This window comes from Stenotrophomonas chelatiphaga (assembly GCF_032054965.1).
Classification (GTDB): domain Bacteria; phylum Pseudomonadota; class Gammaproteobacteria; order Xanthomonadales; family Xanthomonadaceae; genus Stenotrophomonas; species Stenotrophomonas chelatiphaga.
On sequence record NZ_DAMBRS010000008.1, the window covers coordinates 12,206 to 34,242 of the forward strand.

Here is a 22,037-nt window from a genome sequence, read left to right on the forward strand (position 1 = left end):
TCGCGGGGGACGGCAAGAGCCGCCCCCCGACCAGCCCCACCGCACGGCGCCAACCCGCCAGCGTGCCGCAGGCAGCCACCCGCGAGGGGGGCTCAGCCCGTTCGTCCATCCTCTTTCCGCACCCGGAACCACGCCGCATACAGCGCCGGCAGGAACACCAGCGTCAGCACCGTACCCACGATCAACCCGCCCATGATCGAAATGGCCATCGACCCATAGAACGCACTGCGCGACAACGGGATCATCGCCAGTACCGCCGCCAGCGCGGTCAGCACGATCGGACGGAAGCGGCGCACCGTCGCATCCAGGATCGCGTCCCAGCGGTCATGCCCGGCATCGATGTCCTGCTGGATCTGGTCGATCAGGATCACCGAATTGCGCATGATCATGCCGGCCAACGCGATCGTGCCCAGCAGCGCGACGAACCCGAACGGCGAACGGAACAACAGCAGGAACAGGGTCGCGCCGATGATCCCGAGCGGTGCGGTGACCAGCACCATCGCCGTGCGCGAGAAGCTGCGCAGCTGCAGCATCAGCAGGGTCGCCACCACCACCAGGAACAGCGGCATGCCGGCCTTGATCGAATCCTGGCCGCGGGCGGAATCCTCCACCGTGCCGCCGGTTTCCAGCAGGTAGCCGCTGGGCAGCTGCGCACGGATGCCCTCGAGCGTCGGCAGCAGCTGCTGCACCACATCCAGTGGCTGCATGCCATCGCCGATATCGGCGCGCACGGTCACCGTCGGCAGCCGGTCGCGGTGCCAGATGATGCCATCTTCGAAACCATGCTCCAGCGTGGCCACCTGGGACATGCTGATGCTGCCACCGGAAGGGGTGGGCATCTGCAGGCTGCCGAGCAGCTCCAGGCTCAGCCGCTCGTCGCCCGCACCACGCACCAGCATCTCGATCTGCCGGTTGCCTTCGCGATACACGCTCACCGCTTCGCCGGCCAGCGAACTGGCCAGGAACTGGCTGACCTGTGCACTGCTCACGCCGAGCGCGCGCGCACGGTCCTGGTCGATCACCAGCCGCACCACCTTGCTCGGTTCGCTCCAGTCCAGGTTGACGTTGATGGTGTGCGGATTGGCGCGCACCTTCTCTTCCACCTGCCGGGCCAGTGCCTGCACCTGCGCGATGTGCTCGCCGGAGATGCGGAACTGCACCGGGTAGCCCACCGGTGGTCCGTTCTCCAGCCGGGTCACGCGCATCTGCACGTCCGGGAAGGTGGGCAGCACCTCGCGCTGCAACCAGTCGCGCACGCTTTCACGGGCATGGGTGTCGTTGGCCAGCACCACGAACTGGGCGAAGTTGGTCGCCGGCAGCTGCTGGTCCAGCGGCAGGTAGAAGCGCGGTGACCCGGTGCCCACGTAGGCCACGTAGTTGCGGATGCCTTCATGGCCGTCCAGCAGCTTCTCCAGCTTGGCCACCTGGCCACGGGTCGCGTTCAACGACGCGCCTTCGGCCAGTTCGATGTCCACCATCAGCTCCGGCCGCGTGGAATCCGGGAAGAACTGCTGCGGCACGAAGCGGAACAGCAGCAGCGAGCCGATGAACAACAGGACGGTCGCGGCGATCACCCACCAGCGATGGCGCAGGCAGCCCTCGAGGAAGCGCCGGAAACGCACGTAGAACGGACGCTGGTACGGGTCGTGGTCGTGCCCGTGCGCCGGCGGCGCGAGCAGGTTGGCCAGTGCCGGGAAGCGGTCCGCCCACGCCTGCCGCCGCGCATGCCAGCGGCCCAGCAGGCTGCCCGGCTTCGGCGGCTGGCGGTTGTACAGGTCCGGCAGCATCTTGTCGCCGAGGTAGGGAATGAACAGCACCGCTGCGATCCAGGACACCACCAGCGCGATGGTCACCACCTGGAACAACGACCGCGTGTACTCACCGGTGCTGGAGGCGGCAGTGGCGATCGGCAGGAAGCCGGCCGCGGTGATCAGGGTGCCGGTCAGCATCGGAAATGCGGTGGATTCCCAGGCGAAGCTGGCCGCGCGCAGGCGGTCGTAGCCCTGCTCCATCTTGGTGGCCATCATCTCCACCGCGATGATCGCATCGTCCACCAGCAGGCCCAGCGCGAGCACCAGCGCACCGAGCGAAATCTTGTGCAGGCCGATGCCGAAGTAATGCATGACGAAGAAGGTCATCGCCAGCACCAGCGGAATGGTCACCCCGACCACCAGCCCGGTGCGCAGGCCCAGCGAGAAGAAGCTCACCAGCAGCACGATCACCACCGCTTCGGCCAGCACCTGGACGAACTCGCCGACGGATTCTTCCACTGCCTGCGGCTGGTCGGACACCTTGCGCAGCTGCATGCCGGCCGGCAGCGTCTTCTGCAGGCGTTCGAACTCCGCATCCAGGTGCGTGCCCAGCGCCAGGATGTCACCGCCGTCCTTCATCGCCACCGCCAGGCCGATCGCATCCTCGCCCATGAAGCGCATCTTCGGCGAAGCCGGATCGGCGAAACCACGGTGGACCTCGGCGATGTCGCCCAGGTGCACGGTGCGCTCGCCGACGCGTATCGGGAAGGCGCGGATGTCGTCGATGCTGTTGAACTGGCCACTGACCCGCAGCTGCACGCGGTCGCTGCCGGTTTCCAGGAAACTGGTATTGGCCACCGCGTTCTGGTCCGCCACCGCCTGCTGGACCTGCTGCCGCGAAATGCGCAGCGAGGTCAGCTTGGTGTTGGACAATTCGATGAAGACCTTTTCATCCTGCAGGCCGACCAGCTCGACCTTGCCCACGTCCTGCACCCGCTGCAGCTCCAGCTGGATGCGATCGGCGTAATCGCGCATCAGTGCGTAGTCGAAACCCTTGCCGGTCAGCGCGTAGATGTTGCCGAAGGTATCGCCGAACTCATCGTTGAAGAACGGCCCGACGATCTCGCGCGGCAGCGTGGCCTGGATGTCGCCGACCCGCTTGCGCACCTGGTACCAGAGGTCCGGGATCTGCCGGGAACGCAGGTCGTCGCGCGCCACGAAGATGACCTGCGATTCGCCCGGCCGCGAATAGGAGCGGATGAACTCGAACTCGCCGGTGTTCATCAGCGCCTTCTCGATCGGCTCGCTGACCTGTCGCGACACCTGTTCGGCCGTGGCCCCCGGCCACATCGTGCGCACCACCATGATCTTGAAGGTGAAAGGAGGATCCTCGGACTGCCCCAGGTGCTTGTAGGACCACGCCCCGATCAGCGCGAAGGCGAGCATGGCGAACAACACCAGGGGACGGTTGGCCAGCGCCCACTCGGAAAGATTGAAGCGACGCACCGGCTTACTCCCCCGCCTTGGTGGCGGCGGCCGCCGCCGGCTTCAGCACCGGGCGGTTCTGCCGGTCCACCGCGGTCACCCGCTGGCCTGCGCGCAGCAGGTGGCCACCGGCAGCGACCACCCAGTCACTCGCCGTGACGCCACTCATTACCGGCACGGTGTCGCTGCCATAGGCGCCTGCGGTTACCGGCACCGCCTTCAGCCGCGCGGTGGTCGGGTCCACCACCCACACGCTGGCGCGGTCGTCGGCACCGCGCTGCAGGGCGGACAGGGGCAGCTGCAGCGCCGCTTTTCCATTGCCGCCCGCCAGGCCATGCACGCGCGCGCTCTGCCCCAGGCTGACATCGGCCAGCGCATCGGCGGCCAGGCTGACCCGCGCAGCGAAGGTCCGCGACTGCGGATCGGCAGCGGCGGCGACCTCACGGATCGTCCCCGGCAGCATCGGCCCACCGCGACTCCACGGCTCCACCTGCACCGCCGTACCGACCGGGAAATCGCGCAGCATCGCTTCGGGCAGATCGATCCGCACCTCGCGGCCATCGTCGGCGGCCAGCGTGAACAACGTCTGCCCGGCGGCCACCACCTGGCCGGCTTCGGCATCGGGCTCGCGGCTGGCAATCACCCCGTCGGCCGGCGCGCGCAGCTGCGCATAGCCGGCCTGGTTGCCCAGCACGTCGGCGTTGGCGCGCGCAGCGTCCACCTGGCCCTGCGCCGCCTTGAACGCGGCAGCCTGCTGGTCCAGTGCCGAGCGGCTGATCAACTGCTGCGCGGCCAGCGTTTCATAGCGTTTGTGGTCGTCACGGGCGCGGACGAGTTCGGCCTGCGCGGCCGCCAGCTGTGCCTGCGATGCCCGTGCCTGCAGGGCGAAGTCGGCCGGATCCAGCTCGGCCAGCAGTTGTCCCTTGACCACCCGCTGGCCCGCATCCACGTCCCGCCGCAGCAGCTTGCCGGCAACCCGGAAGGACAGCGCGCTCTCCTGCCGTGCCCGGACTTCACCGGGGAACACCATGGTGCCGTCGCCGGCCGCGACCAGCGGATGCACCACCAGCACCGGCACCGCGGCGACCGGCGCTTCCGGCTTGTCGGAACAGGCAGCCAGCGCGGCCACTCCCAGTGCAATTCCCATCCAGCGCACGCTCTTCATCGGTGTTCGTCCTGATTACGCATTCGAGTGGTGGCAGCTGCGCGGGAGCGCGGCGCCGGGCGGTTTAGTGAACCCGTCGGTATAGTATAAATATCGAACCGCTTGGTCTACTATTACGCGGATGATGTGTCCCTTCTCCCGAAAGAATGCGCCCAAACCTGCCAGCAAGGCCGCAGGTCCGGGCCGCCCCAAGGACCTCGGCAAGCGTGCCGCCATCCTGGAAGCGGCCAAGGCGCTGTTCGTGGAGCAGGGATACACCGGGGTCAGCATGGATGCCATCGCCGCCCAGGCGGGGGTGTCCAAGCTCACCGTGTACAGCCATTTTGGCGACAAGGAATCGCTGTTCACCGAAGCGGTCAAGTCCAAGTGCGTGGAAATGCTGCCGGACACCCTGTTCGTGGCCGATGCCGAAGGCCCCCTGCGCGACCAGTTGCTGGGCATCGGCGAGGCCTTTTTCGAGCTGGTCACCTCCGATGCGGCCGTATCGGTGCAGCGCGTGATGATGGCCCCGGAAACCGATGACCGCCTGCGCGAGATGTTCTGGCAGGCCGGTCCCAAGCGCACCACCGAGGCGCTGGCCGAATTCCTGCGCGCCCGTGCAGCGCGCGGCGAACTGGACATCCAGGACTTCCCCACCGCGGCACTGCAGCTGATGACCCTGGTCAAGGGCGAACTGCATACGCACATGATGTGTGGGCTGCAGCCGCCGTTGGCGGCCGGGGATGCCGGCCGGCACGTGGCCGCCAGCGTGGATTTCTTCCTGCGCGCCTACGTCCCCCGCCCGGCCCAGGCGGGCCCGCGCGGTGGCTGATCCCCACAACCTGAACAAGCCGGAGGTCGCGATGACTTCCGGCACTGCGACCTACGCCGCCCTGAATACATGCTCCGGGTGCGCCGACGGCCTCCGGCACCGGTAAAATGGCCGGCCCACTGCGCTGGATTGGAACCTCATGACGATTGACTACGCACACGCCCGTGAACTGATGGTGGAACAGCAGATCCGTCCCTGGGACGTGCTGGACATCAAGGTGCTCGACGTCCTGGCGCGCCTTCCGCGCGAAGCCTTCGTGGCCGAGGCGCACCGCGCGCTGGCCTATGCGGACATCGAGCTGCCGCTCAGCGGCGGGCAGAAGATGATGAAGCCGGTCGTCGAAGGCCGCACGCTGCAGGCGCTGGACCTGCAGCCGGGTGACGAAGTGCTGGAAATCGGCACCGGCAGCGGTTACCTGTCGGCCTGCCTCGGCGCGCTGGCGCGCGAAGTGCTCAGCCTGGAAATCGATCCGGAACTGGCCGCCACCGCGCGTGCACGCCTGGACAGCACCGGCCTGGGCACCAACGTGCGCGTGGACGTGGCCGATGCCCTGGCCTGGCAGACCGACCGCCGTTTTGATGTGATCTGTGTCACTGGCGCCGTCGACCGCGTGCCGTCACAGTTCGCCTCGTGGCTGCGTCCGGGTGGTCGCTTGTACATCATCCACGGCCGTTCGCCGGTGATGGAAGCGATCCTGGTCAAAGCCGATGGCAGCACCGAATCGCTGTTCGAAACCGATATCGATTACCTGCGCGGTGCCGCGCCGGCCCCCCAGTTCCACCTCTGAGTCCAAGGAAGCCGCAATGATCCGCCGAACCCTCGCTATTGCGCTGGCCACCGTCCTGCTGCCGCTGTCCGCCCATGCCGCCGACCTGCTGCAGGTCTATGAAATGGCCCGCAATGGCGACCCGCAGCTGTCCGCTGCCGAATCCACCCGGCTGTTCGACAAGGAAGGCGCCGTGCAGGCACGCGCCGCCCTGCTGCCGCAGATCAACGGCGTCGCCTCGTTGAACCGCTCGCGCACCGAAGACCGCGGCAACAATACCGGTACCTTCGAAAGCCGCCGCCGTACCTACACCATCGATGGCAGCCAGACGCTGTTCAACTGGAGCCAGTTCAGCACCCTGCGCGCCCAGCGCGAACTGAGCAGGGCGGCGGACTTCACCCTCGATTCGGCCAACGACGACCTGATCGTGCGCACCTCGGCCGCCTACTTCAACGTGCTGGTGGCGATCGAATCACTGAACGCCGCCAAGACCAACGAAGAAGCCGCCAAGAAGCAGTTCGACTTCGCCGACAAGCGCCTGGAAGTGGGCCTGGCGCCGATCACCGACGTGCATGAAGCCCGCGCCCAGTACGACCAGGCACGCGCCAACACCATCGTCTCGCAGAACACCCTGGCCGACGCCTACCAGGCGCTGACCGAACTGACCGGCCAGCCGGTGACCAACCTGCGCGGCCTGCCGGAAGACTTCCGCCCGGAAGTGCCGGCCAACCGCGGCAACGTCGACCAGCTGGTGCAGAGCGCGGTTGCGCAGAACCCGGCGCTGAAGGCGCAGGAACTGCAGGTCAGCGCATCCGAAGCCAGCGTGCAGTCGGCACGTGCCGGCCACCTGCCCACGCTCGCCCTCGGCGCCAGCGTCGGCCAGGGCGCAACCTGGGGCGACAGCACCGGTGCCGGTGGCCTGAGCCCGGATACCCGCACCAACAGCGTCGGGCTGACCTTGAACGTGCCGATCTTCTCCGGCGGCGCCACCCAGTCCGCCGTGCGCCAGGCGCTGGCCCAGCGTGACATCGCGCAGGATGGCTACGAGCAGCAGAAGCGTGCGCTGGACCGCAACACCCGCAACGCCTACCAGACCCTGGTGGCGGGTATCAGCGAGGTGGAAGCGCGTCGCCTGGCGGTGGTCTCCGCGCAGAGCGCCTACGACGCCTCGCAGGTCGGCCTGGAAGTGGGTACCCGCACCGTGCTGGACGTGATCCAGAACCAGCGGATCCTGTTCTCGGCACAGCTGGATTACGCCAACGCGCGTTACACCTTCCTGCAGAACCGACTGCTGCTGAGCCAGGCCGTGGGCGCGCTGGACATCGCCGAGCTGCAGGAGATCAACCGCCTGCTGACCGTCGACGCCGGCAACCCGAGCACCACGGTCAACAACTGACCGCAGCGTGGTGTGACGACGAAAAGCCACCCGCATGCGGGTGGCTTTTTTTGTAGTGACGGCCGCTGGCCGTCAATCGGTTAGGCCGCTGGCCGTCAATCGGTTGGGCCGCTGGCCGTCAACGGGTTCCGCTTACCACCCCATGTTCACCGCCACCTGCGGCACGAATACCGCGCTGCTGTTGCGGCCGGCCAGCGACACCTGCGCGCCTGCGACGAGCGCGACATGGTCATTCCAGTGGTACTGGATCGCCGGGACGATCGAGAACCGCCAACTGGCCGGATCGCGTCGGTACATATCCTGGCTGCCCGTCGCCGTCACCACCCTGCCGTGCACGCTGCCAGCGCCTTCGCGCTCGTGCAGCAGCTCACCAGCCAGCACCCAGGTGGGCGACAGGCTGTACTCGGCCGCCAGCAGGCTGGTCACGGCCGCACCCAGCCGCACCCTGCCATCGAAGCCCACCGGCGTGCCGAACGCGCTTTGCCCGCGCACACCGGCATTGGCGCCGGGCGTGCGCCACAGCGTACTGGCGCGCATCCGCAGGTGCCCGTCAAGGAAGTAGGCCTGGCCGTGCAGGCCGAGGCTGGTGGCGCCCACGCCGGTTCCGCTGGCGACCGAGATCGGCCTTTCTTCCAGCCGGTCGTGATGCCCGGTGGCGATGCTCTGGCGGACGGCGAGGGTCAGCGTCGGACGATGCACGCCCTCTCCTTTGTACAGCCCGAACAGCGCGGACAACGTGGTGTCGCCGATATCGAAGGCACGCCGGTTGCCGTCGTCACGGTTGTAGGACGCATTCAAGCTGGCGGCGATGGTCAGGCGCTCATGCAGCCCGTACTGGATCGGCACGGCCAGGTACCAGCCGTCCGGTCCGCTGGCGTCGCGACGGTCGCCATTTTCGTCATACAGGCCGCGCAGCTGGCTGTTGATCAGATAGGGCTCGATGTTGAGCATGCCCACCGGCAGCGGCGGTGCGGGGCTGAGCAGCGGGCCGGCGAAGCGCGGCCCCTCGGCGGCGGCCACCTGGCTGGCCAGCGCGGCGGCCAGCATCACTACGCCCGTCGCAGTGGCACGGCGTGCAATGACGTGATTGGACATCATTCTTCTCTCCTCGATGCAGGCACGCGCCTGCCCTGACGACGCTAGGCCGACTCCCACTACACGGACATGCGGGAAGTTGAGGAGATGGAAACTTCAAAGCTATCGAAAGTTCTCAATAGGAACAGACAGCCTATTGAAAGCAGCGCGCGCTGCGCCGAACGCCATGCGATCGATGTCGCTTTTACCTCGTCTGGAGGTGAGAGCAGCGCGTGCCGCCGAGGCAGAAGCGTGCCGCCGCGCACGAAACGAAGCGCACGCACCGCATCCTGCTTGACGCACCGGATCGCGGCCAACAGCATGCGCCCACTTCATCGCCCCGGAGGCCCCTGCTTGGACAGTCACAGTAGATCCTGCTTTTACTGAGCGGACCCGACACTGCCAGGCAGGTCGCGTCCGCCAGGACGGGGCCCGGTGCCGCCCGCCGTGGGTGGCCTGAACTTCGAACATCGCACTGTTTACCTTCGGCCCAAGTGGGAGCCGCTGGCGTATCCGTCCATCGGAGAACGACCATGCGCTTCACCTTCCTTCGCCTTGCCGCGCTGTGGGCAACCCTCTCTGCCAGCAGCCCGCTGCATGCCGCCGCCAGCCTGCTGGTGGACGACGCCGGTACCACCCCGCAGGGGACGTGCCAGCTTGAAAGCTGGACGCGCCCCGCTGCCAGCCACCTGGAGCTGACCGCCGTGCCGGCGTGCACACTCGCCGGCACCGAGTTGTCGCTGGGCCTGAGCCATCTGCGAGGCGAAGGCACCCTGCCCTGGACGCTGGGGGCCAAGCGCGCGCTGCGTCACTGGCACGAGGAACGCCTGCAGCTGGCCGCATCCATCGAAACCGCTGGCGATGTCCGGCAAGCGGGTGCACGCAGCTGGGCGCTGCATCTTCCGCTGAGCGTTGTACTGGGCCGACAGTCCCTGTCCGCCGCGCATTTCAATGCCGGCTGGAGCCGATCACGCCACGAACGCGGGATCACCCTGGGGGCCGGTATCGATATCCGGATCGCCCCGACATGGTCGCTGCTGGCCGAACACGCGCGCGACGCGGCCCGCCATCGCAGCAGCCAGCTGGGCGTTCGTCGTCACCTGCCCGGCGAGGCATCGCTGGATCTGCTGGCCGGTCGCGCTGACGGCCGGACCGCGACGTCGTGGATCACCGTCGGCCTGAACCTGCCGCTGTCGCGCTGAGCGTCTTCCCGGCGCGCGCCGCCCCCGCATTGCCCTTTCTCCAACCCGACCAAAGGAATCATCACGATGAACCGTGAAGAGCTGATATTCGCCGTGCGCCGCTTTGTCCATGCACCCGACCGCGAAGGCTTCGCAGCACTGGTCCGCGCATCGCATCCCTCCGACCTCGCCGAGGTCCTGCTGGGCACCTCCGCCGCGTCGTTGTCGTCGCTGTTGCTGCTGCTGGATCCGCAGCAGCGGGCCGACCTGTTCGCCCATCTTGCCTTCCCGCAGCAGGATGCACTGCTGGCGCTGCTGCCCCGGCAGACCGTCTACGACCTGTTCGAGCGGATGCCCGCGGATGATCGGGCGGATCTGTTCAATCGCCTGGACACGCGGTCACGGCCGGACCTGCTGGCCGGCCTGGATGGCGTGGAGCGCGAGGACATCGTCGCCCTCGCGGCCTACCCCGAAGCGTCGATCGGCTCGGTCACCACCTCCGACTTCGTCGCGCTCGACAGCGCCATGACCGTCGCGCAGGCGCTCGCACACATCCGCACCCTCGCCCCCAGCAGCGAGACGATCTACGCCCTGTACGTCCTGGATGGCCAGCGCCGGCTGCAGGGCACGGTCTCGCTGCGCGACCTGGTGGTCGCCCTGGCCGACACCACGGTGGCCAGCCTGGTGCGACCGGACCCGGTCTTCGTGCAGGCCGCGTGGCCGCGCCTGCGTGCCGCCGAGCTGATCCGCCGCTATGACCTGCTGGCCGTACCGGTGCTGGATGCCAATCAGGCGATGATCGGCATCGTCACCGTCGATGACGCGATGGACATCGACAAGCAGCAGGATGCCGACCAGCTGGCACGCTTCGGCGGTACGTCGGTGGCCGGCGGCAGCGACCTGGACATGATGACCACGCCGCTCCGGCGCATGTTCAGTGTCCGCGTGTTCTGGCTGGCGGTGCTGACCTTGTTCGGCATCATCACCAGTACCTTCGTCGCCGCGCAGGAGGAACTGCTGAGCCAGGCGATCGTGCTGGCGGCCTTCATCGCACCGATCGTGGACATGGGCGGCAATACCGGCAGCCAGTCGGCCACGCTGGTCATCCGCAGCATGGCGCTGGGCGAGCTTGGGCTCAACTGGCGGCATGTCCTGTTCGTCATCAAGCGTGAGCTGCCGGTGGCGGCGATGCTGGGCATCGCCATCGCGCTGCTGGAAGCGGTGCTTGCCTGGTTCAGCAAAGGGGTGGGCATCGACGTGCTGCTGGTGGTCGGCCTGAGCATGCTGGTCTGCACCGCACTGGGCGGGGTCGCCGGTGCGCTGTTGCCGTTCCTTGCGCGTCGCATGGGCACCGATCCGGCGACCCTGTCTTCGCCGTTGATCACCTCGGTGATGGACCTCGTCGGTGTGTTCGTCTACTTCGGCTTCGCCTGGGCCCTGCTGGGCGACCAGCTGGTCAGCGCGAGCACCTGAGCCGTATGCCCGCAGCATGCAGTGCGGCGCATCCCTCCGATGCGCCGCATTCCATCTGCCGCTTCAGAATCCGATGTTGATCGCGACCTGTGGCGCGACCAGCGCGGTCGTGTTGCGTCCCCTCACGCCGACCTGCAGTCCCGCGATCAACCCGACCCGGTCGCTGAAGTGGTACTGCACGGCCGGCAGCACGGACAGCCGCCACGACGACGCCGATTCGCGGCGTTCGGCGTTGCCCTGGCCGTCGTGGCCGCGCAGCGTCGAACCGCCGGCCTGTTCGTAAAGCACTTCACCCACCAGCGTCCAGCGCGGGTCCACGCTGTACTCCGCCGATGCCGTGGCCCCCGCCCCGTGGCCGAGCCGGACGCGCCCGCCGAACCCGGTGTCGGTGCCGTACACGCTGCGCCCCTGCAGGCGTGCGCTTGCCCCGGGCAGGGTCCAGTCGACGCTGGCGCGCGTGCGCAGCCGTCCCTCGAGCAGGTAGGCCTGGCCATGCAGCACCAGCGTGGTGGAGGCCGCGCCGCTACCACTGCCCGGCGCGTCGCGCCGTTCCAGTCGGTCGTGGCGGCCGGTGGGAAGTCGCTGCCGCGCGGTCAGCGCAAGGCGCGCCCGGTTCGGCCCGGCGGCATCGATCAACCCGAACGATGCCGCCACCGTGGTATCACCGGTGGCAAACGCGCGGCTGCTGCCGGGCAGCCGGTTGTACTGTCCGCGCAGCGTGCCGCCGATGCTGAGCCGGTCGGTCACCCCGTACTGGATCGGGACGGAGGTGGTCAACTGGATCGGCGCCGGGCTGCGCCGGCGATGGCCATCGCCATCGAAACGCGACGCCGACCGGTTGAAGATGACGTAGGGTTCGATGTTGAAGGCGCCCTTCGCCAACGGTGGCGCCGGCGTCGCCAAGGGACCGATGAAATGCGGAGCGTCCTGCAGTCCTGCCGCATGCGCGCAGGCAGCCATCGACAACAGCGTGCCGATGACAAGGCGCCCCCCACTGCGGCGGCGTGGCAGGCAAAGACGAAGCACCATGGCGTTCTCCACGAAAGACAGGAAGATGCCTGTTCGTGGACGCTAGGACGCCGCCGAGAGGGGGCCCTATCGGACAAATCTGAAATGAAACCGGCGCGGCCGTTGCGTCGCCGCGACGACCGGGATCGCGTCAGCAGTCGGCGGACGCCGCACTGGAGAGCGGCGGCGGCAACTGCGGTTGCACCAGGGCGATCGTGCGCTTCAAGGCGCCTCTGCCATTGCTGACCAGCGCGCAGCCTGCGCGCGCCATGTCTTCACGTGCCTGCACGTCGGACAACAGGTGCTGCAGGTGCTCGCCGACCGACTGCACGTCCTGGCCGATCAGCAGCGCATCGGCCTCGAGCATGCGGCGCGAGATCTCGGCGAAATTATGCAGGTGCGGACCGGTGACGGCCGCGGTTCCCATGGCCGCAGGTTCCAGCAGGTTGTGCCCGCCGATCGCCTGCAGGCTGCCCCCCACGAACGCCACCTGGGCGCACGCATAGAAGGACATCAGCTCTCCCAGCGTATCGATCACGAACACATCGCTGTCGGCCTGCGGCCACTGCTGCGCACGTCGGGTGGCCACCTGCCAGCCCTGCTCGCGGGCGAGCGCATCGACCCGGGCGAAGCGCTCCGGGTGGCGCGGCGCCCACAGCAGCAACAGCTGCGGATGCTGCACGCGCAGGCGCCGGTGCAGGTCGATGATTGCCTGCTCTTCGCCTTCGTGCGTGCTGGCGGCGATCCACACCGGTCGCTTTGCCGGCACGCTGCGATGGAACTGCTCGACGAAGGCCTGCACGTTGGGCGCGGCGATGTCGAACTTCAGGTTGCCCAGCGCCTGCACCTGCGCCGGATCGGCGCCAAGCTGGATGAAGCGCGCGGCGTCGTCTTCGGACTGCGCTGCCACGCAGGTGACGGTGCGCAGTGCGCGCCGGATCAACGCCGCCAGCAGGCGATAGCCGCGCAGCGAACGCGCCGACAACCGCGCATTGAGGATGTACACCGGGATCGAGCGGCTGCGGCAACCGAACAGCATGTTCGGCCACAGCTCGGTCTCCAGGATCAAGGCCAGGCTGGGTTGGAAATGGTTGAGAAAGCGCCCCACGCTGCCCGGCACGTCATACGGCAGGTAGACGTGGTCCACCGCATCGCCCCAGATCGCGCGCACCCGCTCCGAGCCGGTCGGGGTGATCGTGGTGACCACCCAGCGGATGTCCGGTCGCAGCGCGCGCAGTGCATTGACCAGCGGCGCGGCGGCGTTCACCTCGCCGACCGATACCGCATGCAGCCAGACACGTGGCTGGCAGCTCGAATCCGGGTAGGAGGCGTAGCGCTCGTCCCAGCGCTGGAAGTATTCGCGCACCCGGAAACCGCGCCAGACCAGGTGGTACACCGTGATGGGCAGCAGCAGGTAAAGCACGGCCGAGTACAGGCCGCGCAGGATCCATTCGACGGGGTCTTTGCGCATGCGGGAAGGATACGGGAGGGCCCGGTGAAAGACACGCGGCCCGCCCGCGGGGCCTTGGTAGAATGGCGGCATGTCCGATGCCACCACCGCCCCCCGTCCTTCGCTGCGCGATCCGCGCAACTGGCCCATGTTCGCCGTGATGTTCGGCGCCTTCGCCATCGCCCGGCTGCCGTGGATGCTGCAGCGTGCGCTGGGGCGCGGCGTCGGCTGGGTCAGCTGGCGGCTGGCAGGCAGCCGGCGCAAGGCAGCGGAGGTCAACCTCAAGCTGTGCTTCCCGGAGAAGGACGATGCGTGGCGGCAACGCCTGCTGCGCGACAGCTTCGATGCACTCGGCGTAGGCATTTTCGAGTTCGCCCGCGCCTGGTGGGGCAGCATCGCCACGATCCGCCCGCGCGTGCACGTGGAAGGCGTGGAGCACCTGCAGAAGCTGAAGGCCGAAGGACGTGGCGTGCTGCTGGTTTCAGGCCATTTCATGACCCTGGAGATGTGCGGGCGCCTGCTGTGCGACCACGTCGAGCTGGCCGGCATGTACCGCAAGCACCGCAATCCGGTCTACGAATGGGCGGTGAAGTTCGGGCGGCTGCGTTACGCCACGGCGATGTTCGCCAACGAAGACATCCGCGCCAGCGTGCGGCACCTGAAGAAAGGCGGTTTCCTGTGGTACGCGCCGGACCAGGACATGCGCGGCAAGGACACCGTGTTCGTGCCCTTCTTCGGGCACACCGCCGCTACCATCACCGCCACCCACCAGCTGGCCCGCATGACCGGCTGCGCGGTGGTGCCGTACTTCCATCGCCGCGAAGGCGGCGACTATTACCTGAAAGTGGGCGCACCGCTGGACAACTTCCCGACCCAGGACGTGGAAGCCGATACCGCGCGGGTCAACCAGGCCATCGAACAGATGGTGCGCGAGGCCCCGGACCAGTACCTCTGGATCCACCGCCGCTTCAAGCGCCAGCCGGGTGGCCGCAGTTCCTATTACGAGTAGAGAACGGTTCGCGTGCTGCGTTGATCGATTCATAGGTTGAGGCGGGGGAGGATGCTGCGCGGGACACGCCGCAAGTACGTCCATGCAGGCTGCGTCGCCGCATCCATGCGGCTCAGCGTCCCGCGCAGCACCCTCCCCCGCCTCCGGACACTAAACTTGTCCCGCGGAATTGGGTCAGAAAAGAGCAAAAGCAGAAGCCGCCGACCATGGGCATGCCGGGCATCCTGCCCGGCACCCTGCGGGCCGTCGCAAGCGACGTTGGCAGCAGCTCCTGCCGCTGCCTGCGGCGCTACCGTTTCATCTTTCGTGGCGGGCGGCCACCGGAATCTCTCGGATCGAGGGGCTGTGGGGCGCCGCCAAGAGCGCCGACAGCGAGGCGCTTTCAGTCGTTGGAACCCGGCTCATCCCGTGCCAGCAGGCTGCCCGCGAACAACGCGGCCAGCAGCACCGTGACCCCACCCCAGAACGTGGAGTGGAACGCCAGGTGGGTATTCAATGGAAACACCGTAACCGCCAGCGCCAGCATCGCCGGACGCGCGCGATCGCGCGCCGCCGGCGGCGCGAAACGCCACGCCCGCCACGCCTGCGCCGCTGCCGCCAACCACAGCAGCAGGCCGATCACCCCGGTTTCCGCCAGGATTTCCAACACGATCTGGTGCGCATGCAGCGCCGGCCCCGCGCCCCAGACACCGGTGCTCCCGGCGGCCGGGTCACAGTCGGGGTAGGCATCGCGGAAGCCGCGCGCGCCCACGCCGTTGATCGGATGGGCCTGGATCATGCAGCCCGCTGCGGACCAGATCCGGCCACGGCCGGACAGCGCCTGCTCCACGCCATCGTCATTGCCTTCCCACGCCTGCGCGGTGCGGACCACCCGGTCACGCAGCTGCGGCACGCTGTAGGCAAGGCCTGCCGCCACCACCAGCCCGAACACCGCCAGCAGCAGCAGCTGGCGCCCCCCGAACAGGCGCCATCCGCTGTACGCCACCACCAGCGCGAAGGTGATCCACGAGGCGCGTGAACCGGCCAGCAGCAGCACCACGCCGACCGCCATCGTGGCCACCATCCAGCCGATGCGACCGAACCGCGTGGCGGCCGGCAGCAGCAGGAAAGCAGACAGGCTGGCCAGCACCTGGCCGAATTTGAGATTGCACGGACCCAGTGCGCCGCTGAGCCGGTCGGCCAGCGCGGCCTCTTCCGGGCTGCACAGTGGGCGCTGGCTGGCCAGCTGCTTGAGCTGGTCCAGCGACCAGAACCATGGGCTGGTACCGGCAAGCGCCTGTACCAGTGCATCCACGGTCCACGCCGCGGTGATCAGCGCCAGCCCGCCCAGGGTCAGGGCGCGGCGCCGCGGCGTCGCCACCGCGATCGCGACCAGCCACATGAAGGGCAGATAGCGCAGCCCGGCAGCGGTCTTGGTCCAGGCCGCGGAAGGGTCGACCGCGTCCAGCGCGGAGAGCGCCTGCGGCAGCCAGAAGCCCAGGAACAGGATGCTGGTCAGCGCCCAGGCGGCCGGGCTGAGCAGGCGCGGCCGGCCCTGCAGACGGCGGGTGACCATGCGTACCGCAGCATAGATCGCCCCCAGCGCCAGCACGCCTTCGGCGATGCCCGGCAACGGCCACAATGCGACGAAAGCCAGCACCACCCACGGCGCCCAGCGACCCGCGCGATCATCGATCACGGCAGGAATGGGGTCAGCCGGCAAGGTCGGCATACAGGCGGAGGGTGTCGCGTTGCATGGCCTGCAGGGTAAACGGGATACGCGCCGGCAGCGACGGGGCAGCGGCCAGCAGGGCCAGCGCGCGTTCACCCAGCGCCTGCATGTCGCCCAGGGCGACGGCGCCGGCGGGCTGCAGCTGGCGCAGCAGTTCGCCCACGCCACCGTGGTCCCAGCCCAGCACCGGGCGGCCTACCGCAAGGGCCTCGACCACGGTGCGCCCGAACGCTTCAGGCTTGTCGGACAACTGCAGGACCAGGTCGCTGGCCGCGTAGGCCTGGGCGATCTTCGAGGTCGGGGCGCTGATATGCAGGGCATCGCCGACCCCCAGGGCCTGCGCCTGCTGGCGCAGCTCCTGTACGTAGGCTTCCCGCCCGGGTTCGTCGGTGCCCAGCATCCACAGCTGCGCCATCACCCCGGCCGCATGCAGGCGTGCCAGCAGCTGCAGGGCGTGGGTGTGGCCCTTCAGCCGGGTACCGCGGCCAGGCAGCAGCAGCAACGGAGCGGTCACTGCGGCCAGCCAGGGATGGTCCTTTGCCAGCGCCAGCCGGGGGCGTCTGTCGTGGCTGCCGACACGGGGGAACTGCGCCGTGTCCACCCCGCGCGGGATCACCTGCAGGCGCTGCGCCGGCACCGCGGGATAGTGCTGCTGGACGAAGTCGCGCACCGTTTCCGACACGCAGATCACGCGCTCGCCGGTGGTCATGACCGCGCTGTAGCGACCCGGCGAATTCAGCCCATGCACGGTGGTCACCCAGTGCGGGCGCTGCGGGGCAGGCAGGGCGCGCACCGCATGCAGGCCCAGCCAGGCCGGCAGCCGCGAGCGCGCATGCACGATGTCCGCACCGACCTCGGCGAACAGGCGGCGCAGGGTGGGCATGTGGCGCAGGGTCAGCAGCGACTTGCGGCCGATATCCAGCGTGAGGTGTTCGGCACCGCTGGCCAGCAGCGGCTCGACCAGCCGCCCGCCGGCAGACACCACCAGGGCGCGGTGGCCGGCCTGGACCAGTGCCGCGGCGATTTCCAGCGTAGAGCGCTCGACACCGCCGGAGTGCAGCGCCGGCAGCAACTGCACCACGGTCAATCGGCGCATCAGGTCAGGCGCCCGATCAGTCGGCCAGGACGAAGACGGCGCCGCAATAGGCGCACTTGGCTTCGCCGTTGGGTTCGTCTTCGATCGGCAGGTACACGCGCGGATGCGAGTTCCACAGCGCCATCTCCGGCGTCGGGCAGCTCAGCGGCAGGTCGCCGCGGTGCACGGTGTAACGCTTTTCGGCGTTGGCGGGAGCAGTGGCGGTATGGCTCATGGCAGGCGTCGTGAAAGGGATTGCGAGGGCTGCGATTCTAGCATCCGGCGCAGCGCCGGGGCTGGCCCGGGACTGCGGGCAAGGGAATCGCCGCGGTCTGTTTGGATCGTTCCATATGGCGCGCCGCAGCAATCAAGCAGACAGGCATCGCGCCGATTTGGATCGAACCAAATGCACTTGTCAGCGCCAACATGCGTGTTGCAGGATGGTCCGCGTTGCTCTGGGAGGAGACCGCAATGCCCCGTAATGCGTCTGACCGTGCGCGCCGCGCGCCGCTGTGCCTCGCGCTGGCCCTGGCCATGCTTCCCGCCGCCCATGCGGCTGCGCTGTCGACCTCGTTCGAAGCCGGCCAGCCGATGCCCCCCGCAGGCGCTGGCGGCCCGTTGAGCCTGCGCGTGGGCCCAGGCCCGGCCGACCCGTACGCAGCCAAGGCGGGCGTGGGTTACAGCGGCCAGCGCGCCCTGCAGTACCGCAGCAGCGGCGGCACTGCCCGGCAGGTCCTGCTGGCCACCGACCAGCAGATCGATGCGGACACGACGCTGAGCTGGATGGTCCTGCCGGAGATCGTCGACGGCGACACCGCCGCGTCCACCCATGTCTCGCTGGACCTGCTGCTCGATGATGGCCAACGCGTATCAGCCAGCGCGGCGCGAGACCAGCACGGGGTCGCACTGGGCGCCACGGCGCAGGGGGATTCGAAGACGCTGTATCCGCAGCAATGGGCGCGCAAGGCCGTGCGCCTGGGCGAGGTGCCCGGATTGCGCGGTCGCCGCGTGGTGGCCATCGAACTGGAAGTGGCCAGCGCAGCCGGCGCGCCGGTGTCGGGCTGGATCGACGATGTACGGCTGGAGGCGACGCCGTCGGTCGTGCCGGCGCAGCCGTCCGACTGGGTGCTCACCACGCGCGGCACCCAGTCCAACGGGCGCTTCTCGCGTGGCAACAACTATCCCGCCACGGCACTGCCGCATGGCTTCAACTTCTGGACGCCGGTGACCGACGCCGGCGTGCTGAACTGGCTGTACCGCTGGAACGAGCACAACGACGCCGACAACCGCCCGCGCCTGCAGGCGTTGTCACTCAGCCACCAGCCCAGCCCGTGGATGGGTGACCGGCAGACCTTCCAGGTGATGCCCTCGGCCAGCCGCGGCGTGCCCGAAGCCGACCGCGCCAAGCGCGCGCTGGCGTTCTCGCACGACCAGGAAAACGCACGCCCGTACCGCTACGACGTGCGTTTCGACAACGGCATCGCGGCCTCCATCGCCCCGACCGACCATGCCGCCCTGTTCCGCTTCCAGTTCCCGGCCACCGGCGATGCCAACCTGCTGTTCGACAATGTCGATGCGCGCGGCGGGCTGACCCTGGACGCTGCCAGCCAGACGCTATCCGGCTACACCGACGTGCGCAGCGGCCTGTCCAACGGCGCCACCCGCATGTACGTGGTGGCGGGTTTCGACCGTCCGTGGCGCAGCAGCGGCACGCTCGACACCGGACGCCCCACCGGCTACATCAAGTTCGATCCGGGCAGCGATCGCCAGGTCAACATGCGCATCGCCACCTCGTTGATCTCGGTGGAACAGGCACGCCATAACCTCGCCCTGGAACTGAGCGCCGACGACACCCTGGAGCGCGTCGCCGCACGCGCGCAGGATGCATGGGACGCACGGCTGGGCGCCTTCGACATCGGCGACGCCAGCGACGACCAGAAGACCACGCTGTATTCCAACCTCTACCGCCTGTACCTGTTCCCCAATTCCGGCCACGAGAATGTCGGTACCGCGCAGGCGCCGGAGTGGCGCTACGCCAGCCAGGCCAGCGCGGCCGAGGACAACACCGATGGCAGCGCGGTGCGCAGCTTCGCACCGGTGCGCGACGGCAAGGTGTACGTCAACAATGGCTTCTGGGATACGTTCCGTACCACCTGGCCGGCCTATGCGTTGTTCCGCGCCGATGATGCCGGCGCCCTGGTGCAGGGCTTTCTGGAGCAGTACAAGGCGGGCGGCTGGGTCGCACGCTGGTCCTCGCCGGGCTACGCCGACCTGATGGTCGGCACCAGCTCGGACGTCGCCTTCGCCGATGCGTGGCTGAAGGGCGTGCGCGGCTTCGACGTGGACACCGCGTACGACGCAGCGCTGCGCAATGCCACGGTGGTGCCACCGGATCGGCATGTCGGCCGCAAGGGCATGGACCGTTCCACCTTCACCGGCTTTGCCAGCGCCGACGTCCACGAAGGGATGTCGTGGACGATGGAAGGCGCGCTCAACGATTTCGGCATCGCCAACATGGCGACGCGGCTCGCCAGCGACGCCGGCTCGAGCGCCGAGCGTGAGCGCTATGCCACTGAAGCGGATTACTTCGGCCATCGTGCGGCGGCCTATTCAACGATGTTCGACCCGGCTGCGGGCTTCTTCCAGGGCCGGCGCGAAGATGGCAGCTGGCGGGTGGACGCCAAGGACTACGACGCACGCGTCTGGGGCCATGACTACACCGAATCCAATGGCTGGACCTTCGCCTTCACCGCTGCCCACGATGGCGAAGGACTGGCAGCGCTTTACGGTGGACGCGAGGCGCTGGCCGCCAAGCTGGATGCGTTCTTCGCCACCCCGGAAACCGCGGATCCGGCATTTGCCGGTTCCTACGGCGGGCTGATCCATGAAATGACCGAAGCCCGCGATGTACGCATGGGCATGTACGCACACAGCAACCAGCCCTCGCACCACATCCCGTGGATGTACCTGTACACCGGCCAGCCATGGAAGACCCAGAAGCAGGTGCGCGAGATCCTGGCGCGCCTGTACGTGGGCAGCGAGATCGGACAGGGCTACCCCGGTGACGAGGACAACGGCGAGACCTCGGCCTGGTATGTGTTCGCTTCGCTGGGCCTGTATCCGCTGCGGATGGGCGCACCGGAATATGCGATCGGCTCGCCCTTGTTCCGCCACGCCAAGGTCACCCTGCAGGACGGCGCGGTGCTGACGGTGAACGCGGCGGACAACTCCCCCACCAACGTGTACGTGCAGTCGTTGAAGGTCAACGGCAAGCCATGGACGAAGACCTGGCTGCCGCACGAGATCATCGCCGCCGGCGCCACGCTGGACTTCCAGATGGGTCCGCAACCCTCGCGCTGGGGTACCGGCGAAGGCGATGTGCTGCCGTCGCTGACCGCACGCGGCGAGCGCCCTGCCCTGCTGCATGACCTGCTGGCCAAGGGCGCGCAGGCGCGGCTGGAAGACGGCCGCGCGCTGGACGCGCTGGTCGATGACAACGCCACGACCGCCGCGCCGCTGGGCGCGAAGGCAACGGTGGTGTTCAGCGGCGTCGCCGCCGGCGCCCCCACGATGTACACCCTGACCAGCGGCGAGAACAGCATCCGCGGCGGCGCATGGACGCTGGAAGCACGTACCGCCGGTGGTCGCTGGTCCACGCTGGATACGCGCACGTCCGAAGACTTCGCCTGGGCCCGCCAGACCCGCCCGTTCCGCATCGCCAAGCCGGGCCGCTACGCCGAATACCGGCTGCGCATCGCCGCGCCCGGACGCATGCAGTTGGCAGAAGTGGAGCTGCTGGCCAAGGAGTCGACACCATGAGCCGTGCTGCGCGCTACCTGCGGCCGGCCACACTGGCGGCGCTGGCCCTGCTTGCTCCAGCAGCAGCATGTGCGTTTGAATCCACGCAGCAGCAGGGCGGCGTGACCCTGCGCTACCAGGACGCCCGCGATGCGCTGCCGGAGGCGATGCGCGAGCGGATCATCGGCACGTTCTTCAAGGCCTATCTGCCGCAGCGCGCCGACTTCCATCCGAACGCACCGAGCCAGGCCGCCATCGTGATCGATCCGGCGTACGACGGCATCGCCTTTGTCGGCGAGAAGGCCAAGGCGGCCACCATCACCCTCAATCCGGCGTGGCTGGACAAGCACCCGGGCGACACCGACCTGGTGACCCATGAGGCGATGCACATCGTGCAGGGCTACCCCGAGTACGCCAATGAACGCGTCCCGGGCTGGCTGGTGGAAGGCATCGCCGACTACGCGCGTGACCGCTATGGCGTGGACAACGCCGCCGCCGGCTGGGCGTTGCCGCTCACGGTGCAGGACGGGCAGGATTTCGATACCGGCTACCGGGTCACCGGCGCGTTCCTGAAGTGGAGCGAGGCCGCTTGGCCGGGACTGGTAAAGACACTGGATGGCGCCCTGCGCAGCGGCCGCTACACCCCGGCGCTGTGGCAACAACACACCGGCCAGCCCCTGCCCGCCCTGTGGGCCGCCTACGCCAAAGCACGACAAGCCCGGTAGCGCCCAGCCCCCGCACACCATCCGACGAAGAGCCCCCTTGTTGTTCAAGGGGGCGCGCCAACGGCGCGGGGATAAGGTGGAATTCGTGGGCAAACCGCTGGCGGTTTGCTCAAGGGGGCGCGCCGCAGGCGCGGGGATAAGGTGAAATGCGCGGGCAAA

The 22,037-nt window shown here is 68.4% G+C and carries 17 protein-coding genes; 8 read left to right on the forward strand and 9 right to left on the reverse strand.

The genetic code is table 11. From position 1 onward, the window contains the following. Positions 1-92: 92 nt before the first annotated feature. Positions 93-3,257, reverse strand: a complete 3,165-nt coding sequence (locus RTX79_RS11355; protein ID WP_312683802.1) for an efflux RND transporter permease subunit — start codon at positions 3,255-3,257, stop codon at positions 93-95. 4 nt (positions 3,258-3,261) lie between these two features. Beyond that, on the reverse strand, positions 3,262-4,401 hold the full coding sequence (locus RTX79_RS11360; RefSeq protein WP_312683804.1) for an efflux RND transporter periplasmic adaptor subunit: 1,140 nt from the start codon (positions 4,399-4,401) through the stop codon (positions 3,262-3,264). Positions 4,402-4,522: 121 nt separating this feature from the next. Here RTX79_RS11360 and RTX79_RS11365 point away from each other — a divergent pair, with 121 nt between their 5' ends. The 3 genes from RTX79_RS11365 to RTX79_RS11375 all read left to right on the forward strand — a co-directional run bounded on the left by RTX79_RS11365 (position 4,523) and on the right by RTX79_RS11375 (position 7,374). Next, positions 4,523-5,212 (forward strand): TetR/AcrR family transcriptional regulator, encoded by a 690-nt coding sequence (locus RTX79_RS11365; RefSeq protein ID WP_057508031.1) that lies wholly within the window; start codon positions 4,523-4,525, stop codon positions 5,210-5,212. A 139-nt stretch (positions 5,213-5,351) separates the two neighbouring features. Further along, a complete protein-coding gene (locus RTX79_RS11370) occupies positions 5,352-5,999 on the forward strand; it encodes a protein-L-isoaspartate O-methyltransferase family protein (RefSeq protein WP_123698975.1) in 648 nt (215 codons plus the stop codon). Positions 6,000-6,015: 16 nt separating this feature from the next. Then, positions 6,016-7,374 carry a TolC family outer membrane protein gene (locus RTX79_RS11375; RefSeq protein WP_057508029.1) on the forward strand — a complete coding sequence of 453 codons (1,359 nt, stop codon included), beginning with the start codon at positions 6,016-6,018 and terminating at the stop codon, positions 7,372-7,374. A 132-nt stretch (positions 7,375-7,506) separates the two neighbouring features. On the opposite strand, the gene RTX79_RS11380 is transcribed toward RTX79_RS11375, so the two are convergent. Beyond that, a complete protein-coding gene (locus RTX79_RS11380) occupies positions 7,507-8,472 on the reverse strand; it encodes a hypothetical protein (protein ID WP_312683807.1) in 966 nt (321 codons plus the stop codon). A 56-nt stretch (positions 8,473-8,528) separates the two neighbouring features. Beyond that, positions 8,529-8,771: a hypothetical protein gene (locus tag RTX79_RS11385; protein ID WP_312683808.1), complete on the reverse strand. Its 243-nt coding sequence runs from the start codon at positions 8,769-8,771 to the stop codon at positions 8,529-8,531. Positions 8,772-8,981: 210 nt separating this feature from the next. Between RTX79_RS11385 and RTX79_RS11390 the strand changes: the two genes are divergently transcribed. Both RTX79_RS11390 and mgtE read left to right on the forward strand, forming a co-directional pair. Beyond that, positions 8,982-9,650, forward strand: a complete 669-nt coding sequence (locus RTX79_RS11390; RefSeq protein ID WP_312683810.1) for a hypothetical protein — start codon at positions 8,982-8,984, stop codon at positions 9,648-9,650. A gap of 66 nt (positions 9,651-9,716) precedes the next feature. Then, on the forward strand, positions 9,717-11,102 hold the full coding sequence (gene mgtE / locus RTX79_RS11395; RefSeq protein ID WP_312683812.1) for a magnesium transporter: 1,386 nt from the start codon (positions 9,717-9,719) through the stop codon (positions 11,100-11,102). Positions 11,103-11,165: 63 nt separating this feature from the next. On the opposite strand, the gene RTX79_RS11400 is transcribed toward mgtE, so the two are convergent. Together RTX79_RS11400 and waaA are read right to left on the reverse strand one after the other, a co-directional pair. Beyond that, on the reverse strand, positions 11,166-12,131 hold the full coding sequence (locus RTX79_RS11400) for a hypothetical protein (protein ID WP_312683814.1): 966 nt from the start codon (positions 12,129-12,131) through the stop codon (positions 11,166-11,168). Between the two features lie 130 nt (positions 12,132-12,261). Continuing rightward, the gene (waaA, locus tag RTX79_RS11405; protein WP_312683815.1) at positions 12,262-13,581 is read right to left on the reverse strand and encodes a lipid IV(A) 3-deoxy-D-manno-octulosonic acid transferase; all 1,320 of its coding nucleotides are present in this window, start codon (positions 13,579-13,581) and stop codon (positions 12,262-12,264) included. A gap of 70 nt (positions 13,582-13,651) precedes the next feature. On the opposite strand from waaA, the gene RTX79_RS11410 reads away from it, so the two are divergent. Then, positions 13,652-14,569, forward strand: a complete 918-nt coding sequence (locus RTX79_RS11410; protein WP_057508023.1) for an LpxL/LpxP family Kdo(2)-lipid IV(A) lauroyl/palmitoleoyl acyltransferase — start codon at positions 13,652-13,654, stop codon at positions 14,567-14,569. A gap of 382 nt (positions 14,570-14,951) precedes the next feature. Here the strand turns inward: RTX79_RS11410 and RTX79_RS11415 are convergent, their stop codons facing one another. The 3 genes from RTX79_RS11415 to RTX79_RS11425 are packed head-to-tail and all read right to left on the reverse strand — an operon-like array spanning position 14,952 to position 17,590. Continuing rightward, complete coding sequence (locus RTX79_RS11415) at positions 14,952-16,280, reverse strand: O-antigen ligase family protein (protein ID WP_312683817.1); 1,329 nt, start codon at positions 16,278-16,280, stop codon at positions 14,952-14,954. Next, a complete protein-coding gene (locus tag RTX79_RS11420; protein ID WP_312683818.1) occupies positions 16,261-17,376 on the reverse strand; it encodes a glycosyltransferase in 1,116 nt (371 codons plus the stop codon). The genes RTX79_RS11415 and RTX79_RS11420 overlap by 20 nt, the downstream gene beginning before the upstream one ends. Positions 17,377-17,392: 16 nt before the next feature. Beyond that, positions 17,393-17,590, reverse strand: a complete 198-nt coding sequence (locus RTX79_RS11425) for a zinc-finger domain-containing protein (RefSeq protein ID WP_042614687.1) — start codon at positions 17,588-17,590, stop codon at positions 17,393-17,395. A 236-nt stretch (positions 17,591-17,826) separates the two neighbouring features. Between RTX79_RS11425 and RTX79_RS11430 the strand changes: the two genes are divergently transcribed. Both RTX79_RS11430 and RTX79_RS11435 read left to right on the forward strand, forming a co-directional pair. Next, a complete protein-coding gene (locus RTX79_RS11430) occupies positions 17,827-21,174 on the forward strand; it encodes a GH92 family glycosyl hydrolase (RefSeq protein ID WP_428695996.1) in 3,348 nt (1,115 codons plus the stop codon). Further along, on the forward strand, positions 21,171-21,878 hold the full coding sequence (locus tag RTX79_RS11435) for a basic secretory protein-like protein (protein ID WP_312683822.1): 708 nt from the start codon (positions 21,171-21,173) through the stop codon (positions 21,876-21,878). Before RTX79_RS11430 ends, RTX79_RS11435 begins: the two co-directional genes overlap by 4 nt. Positions 21,879-22,037: the final 159 nt, after the last annotated feature.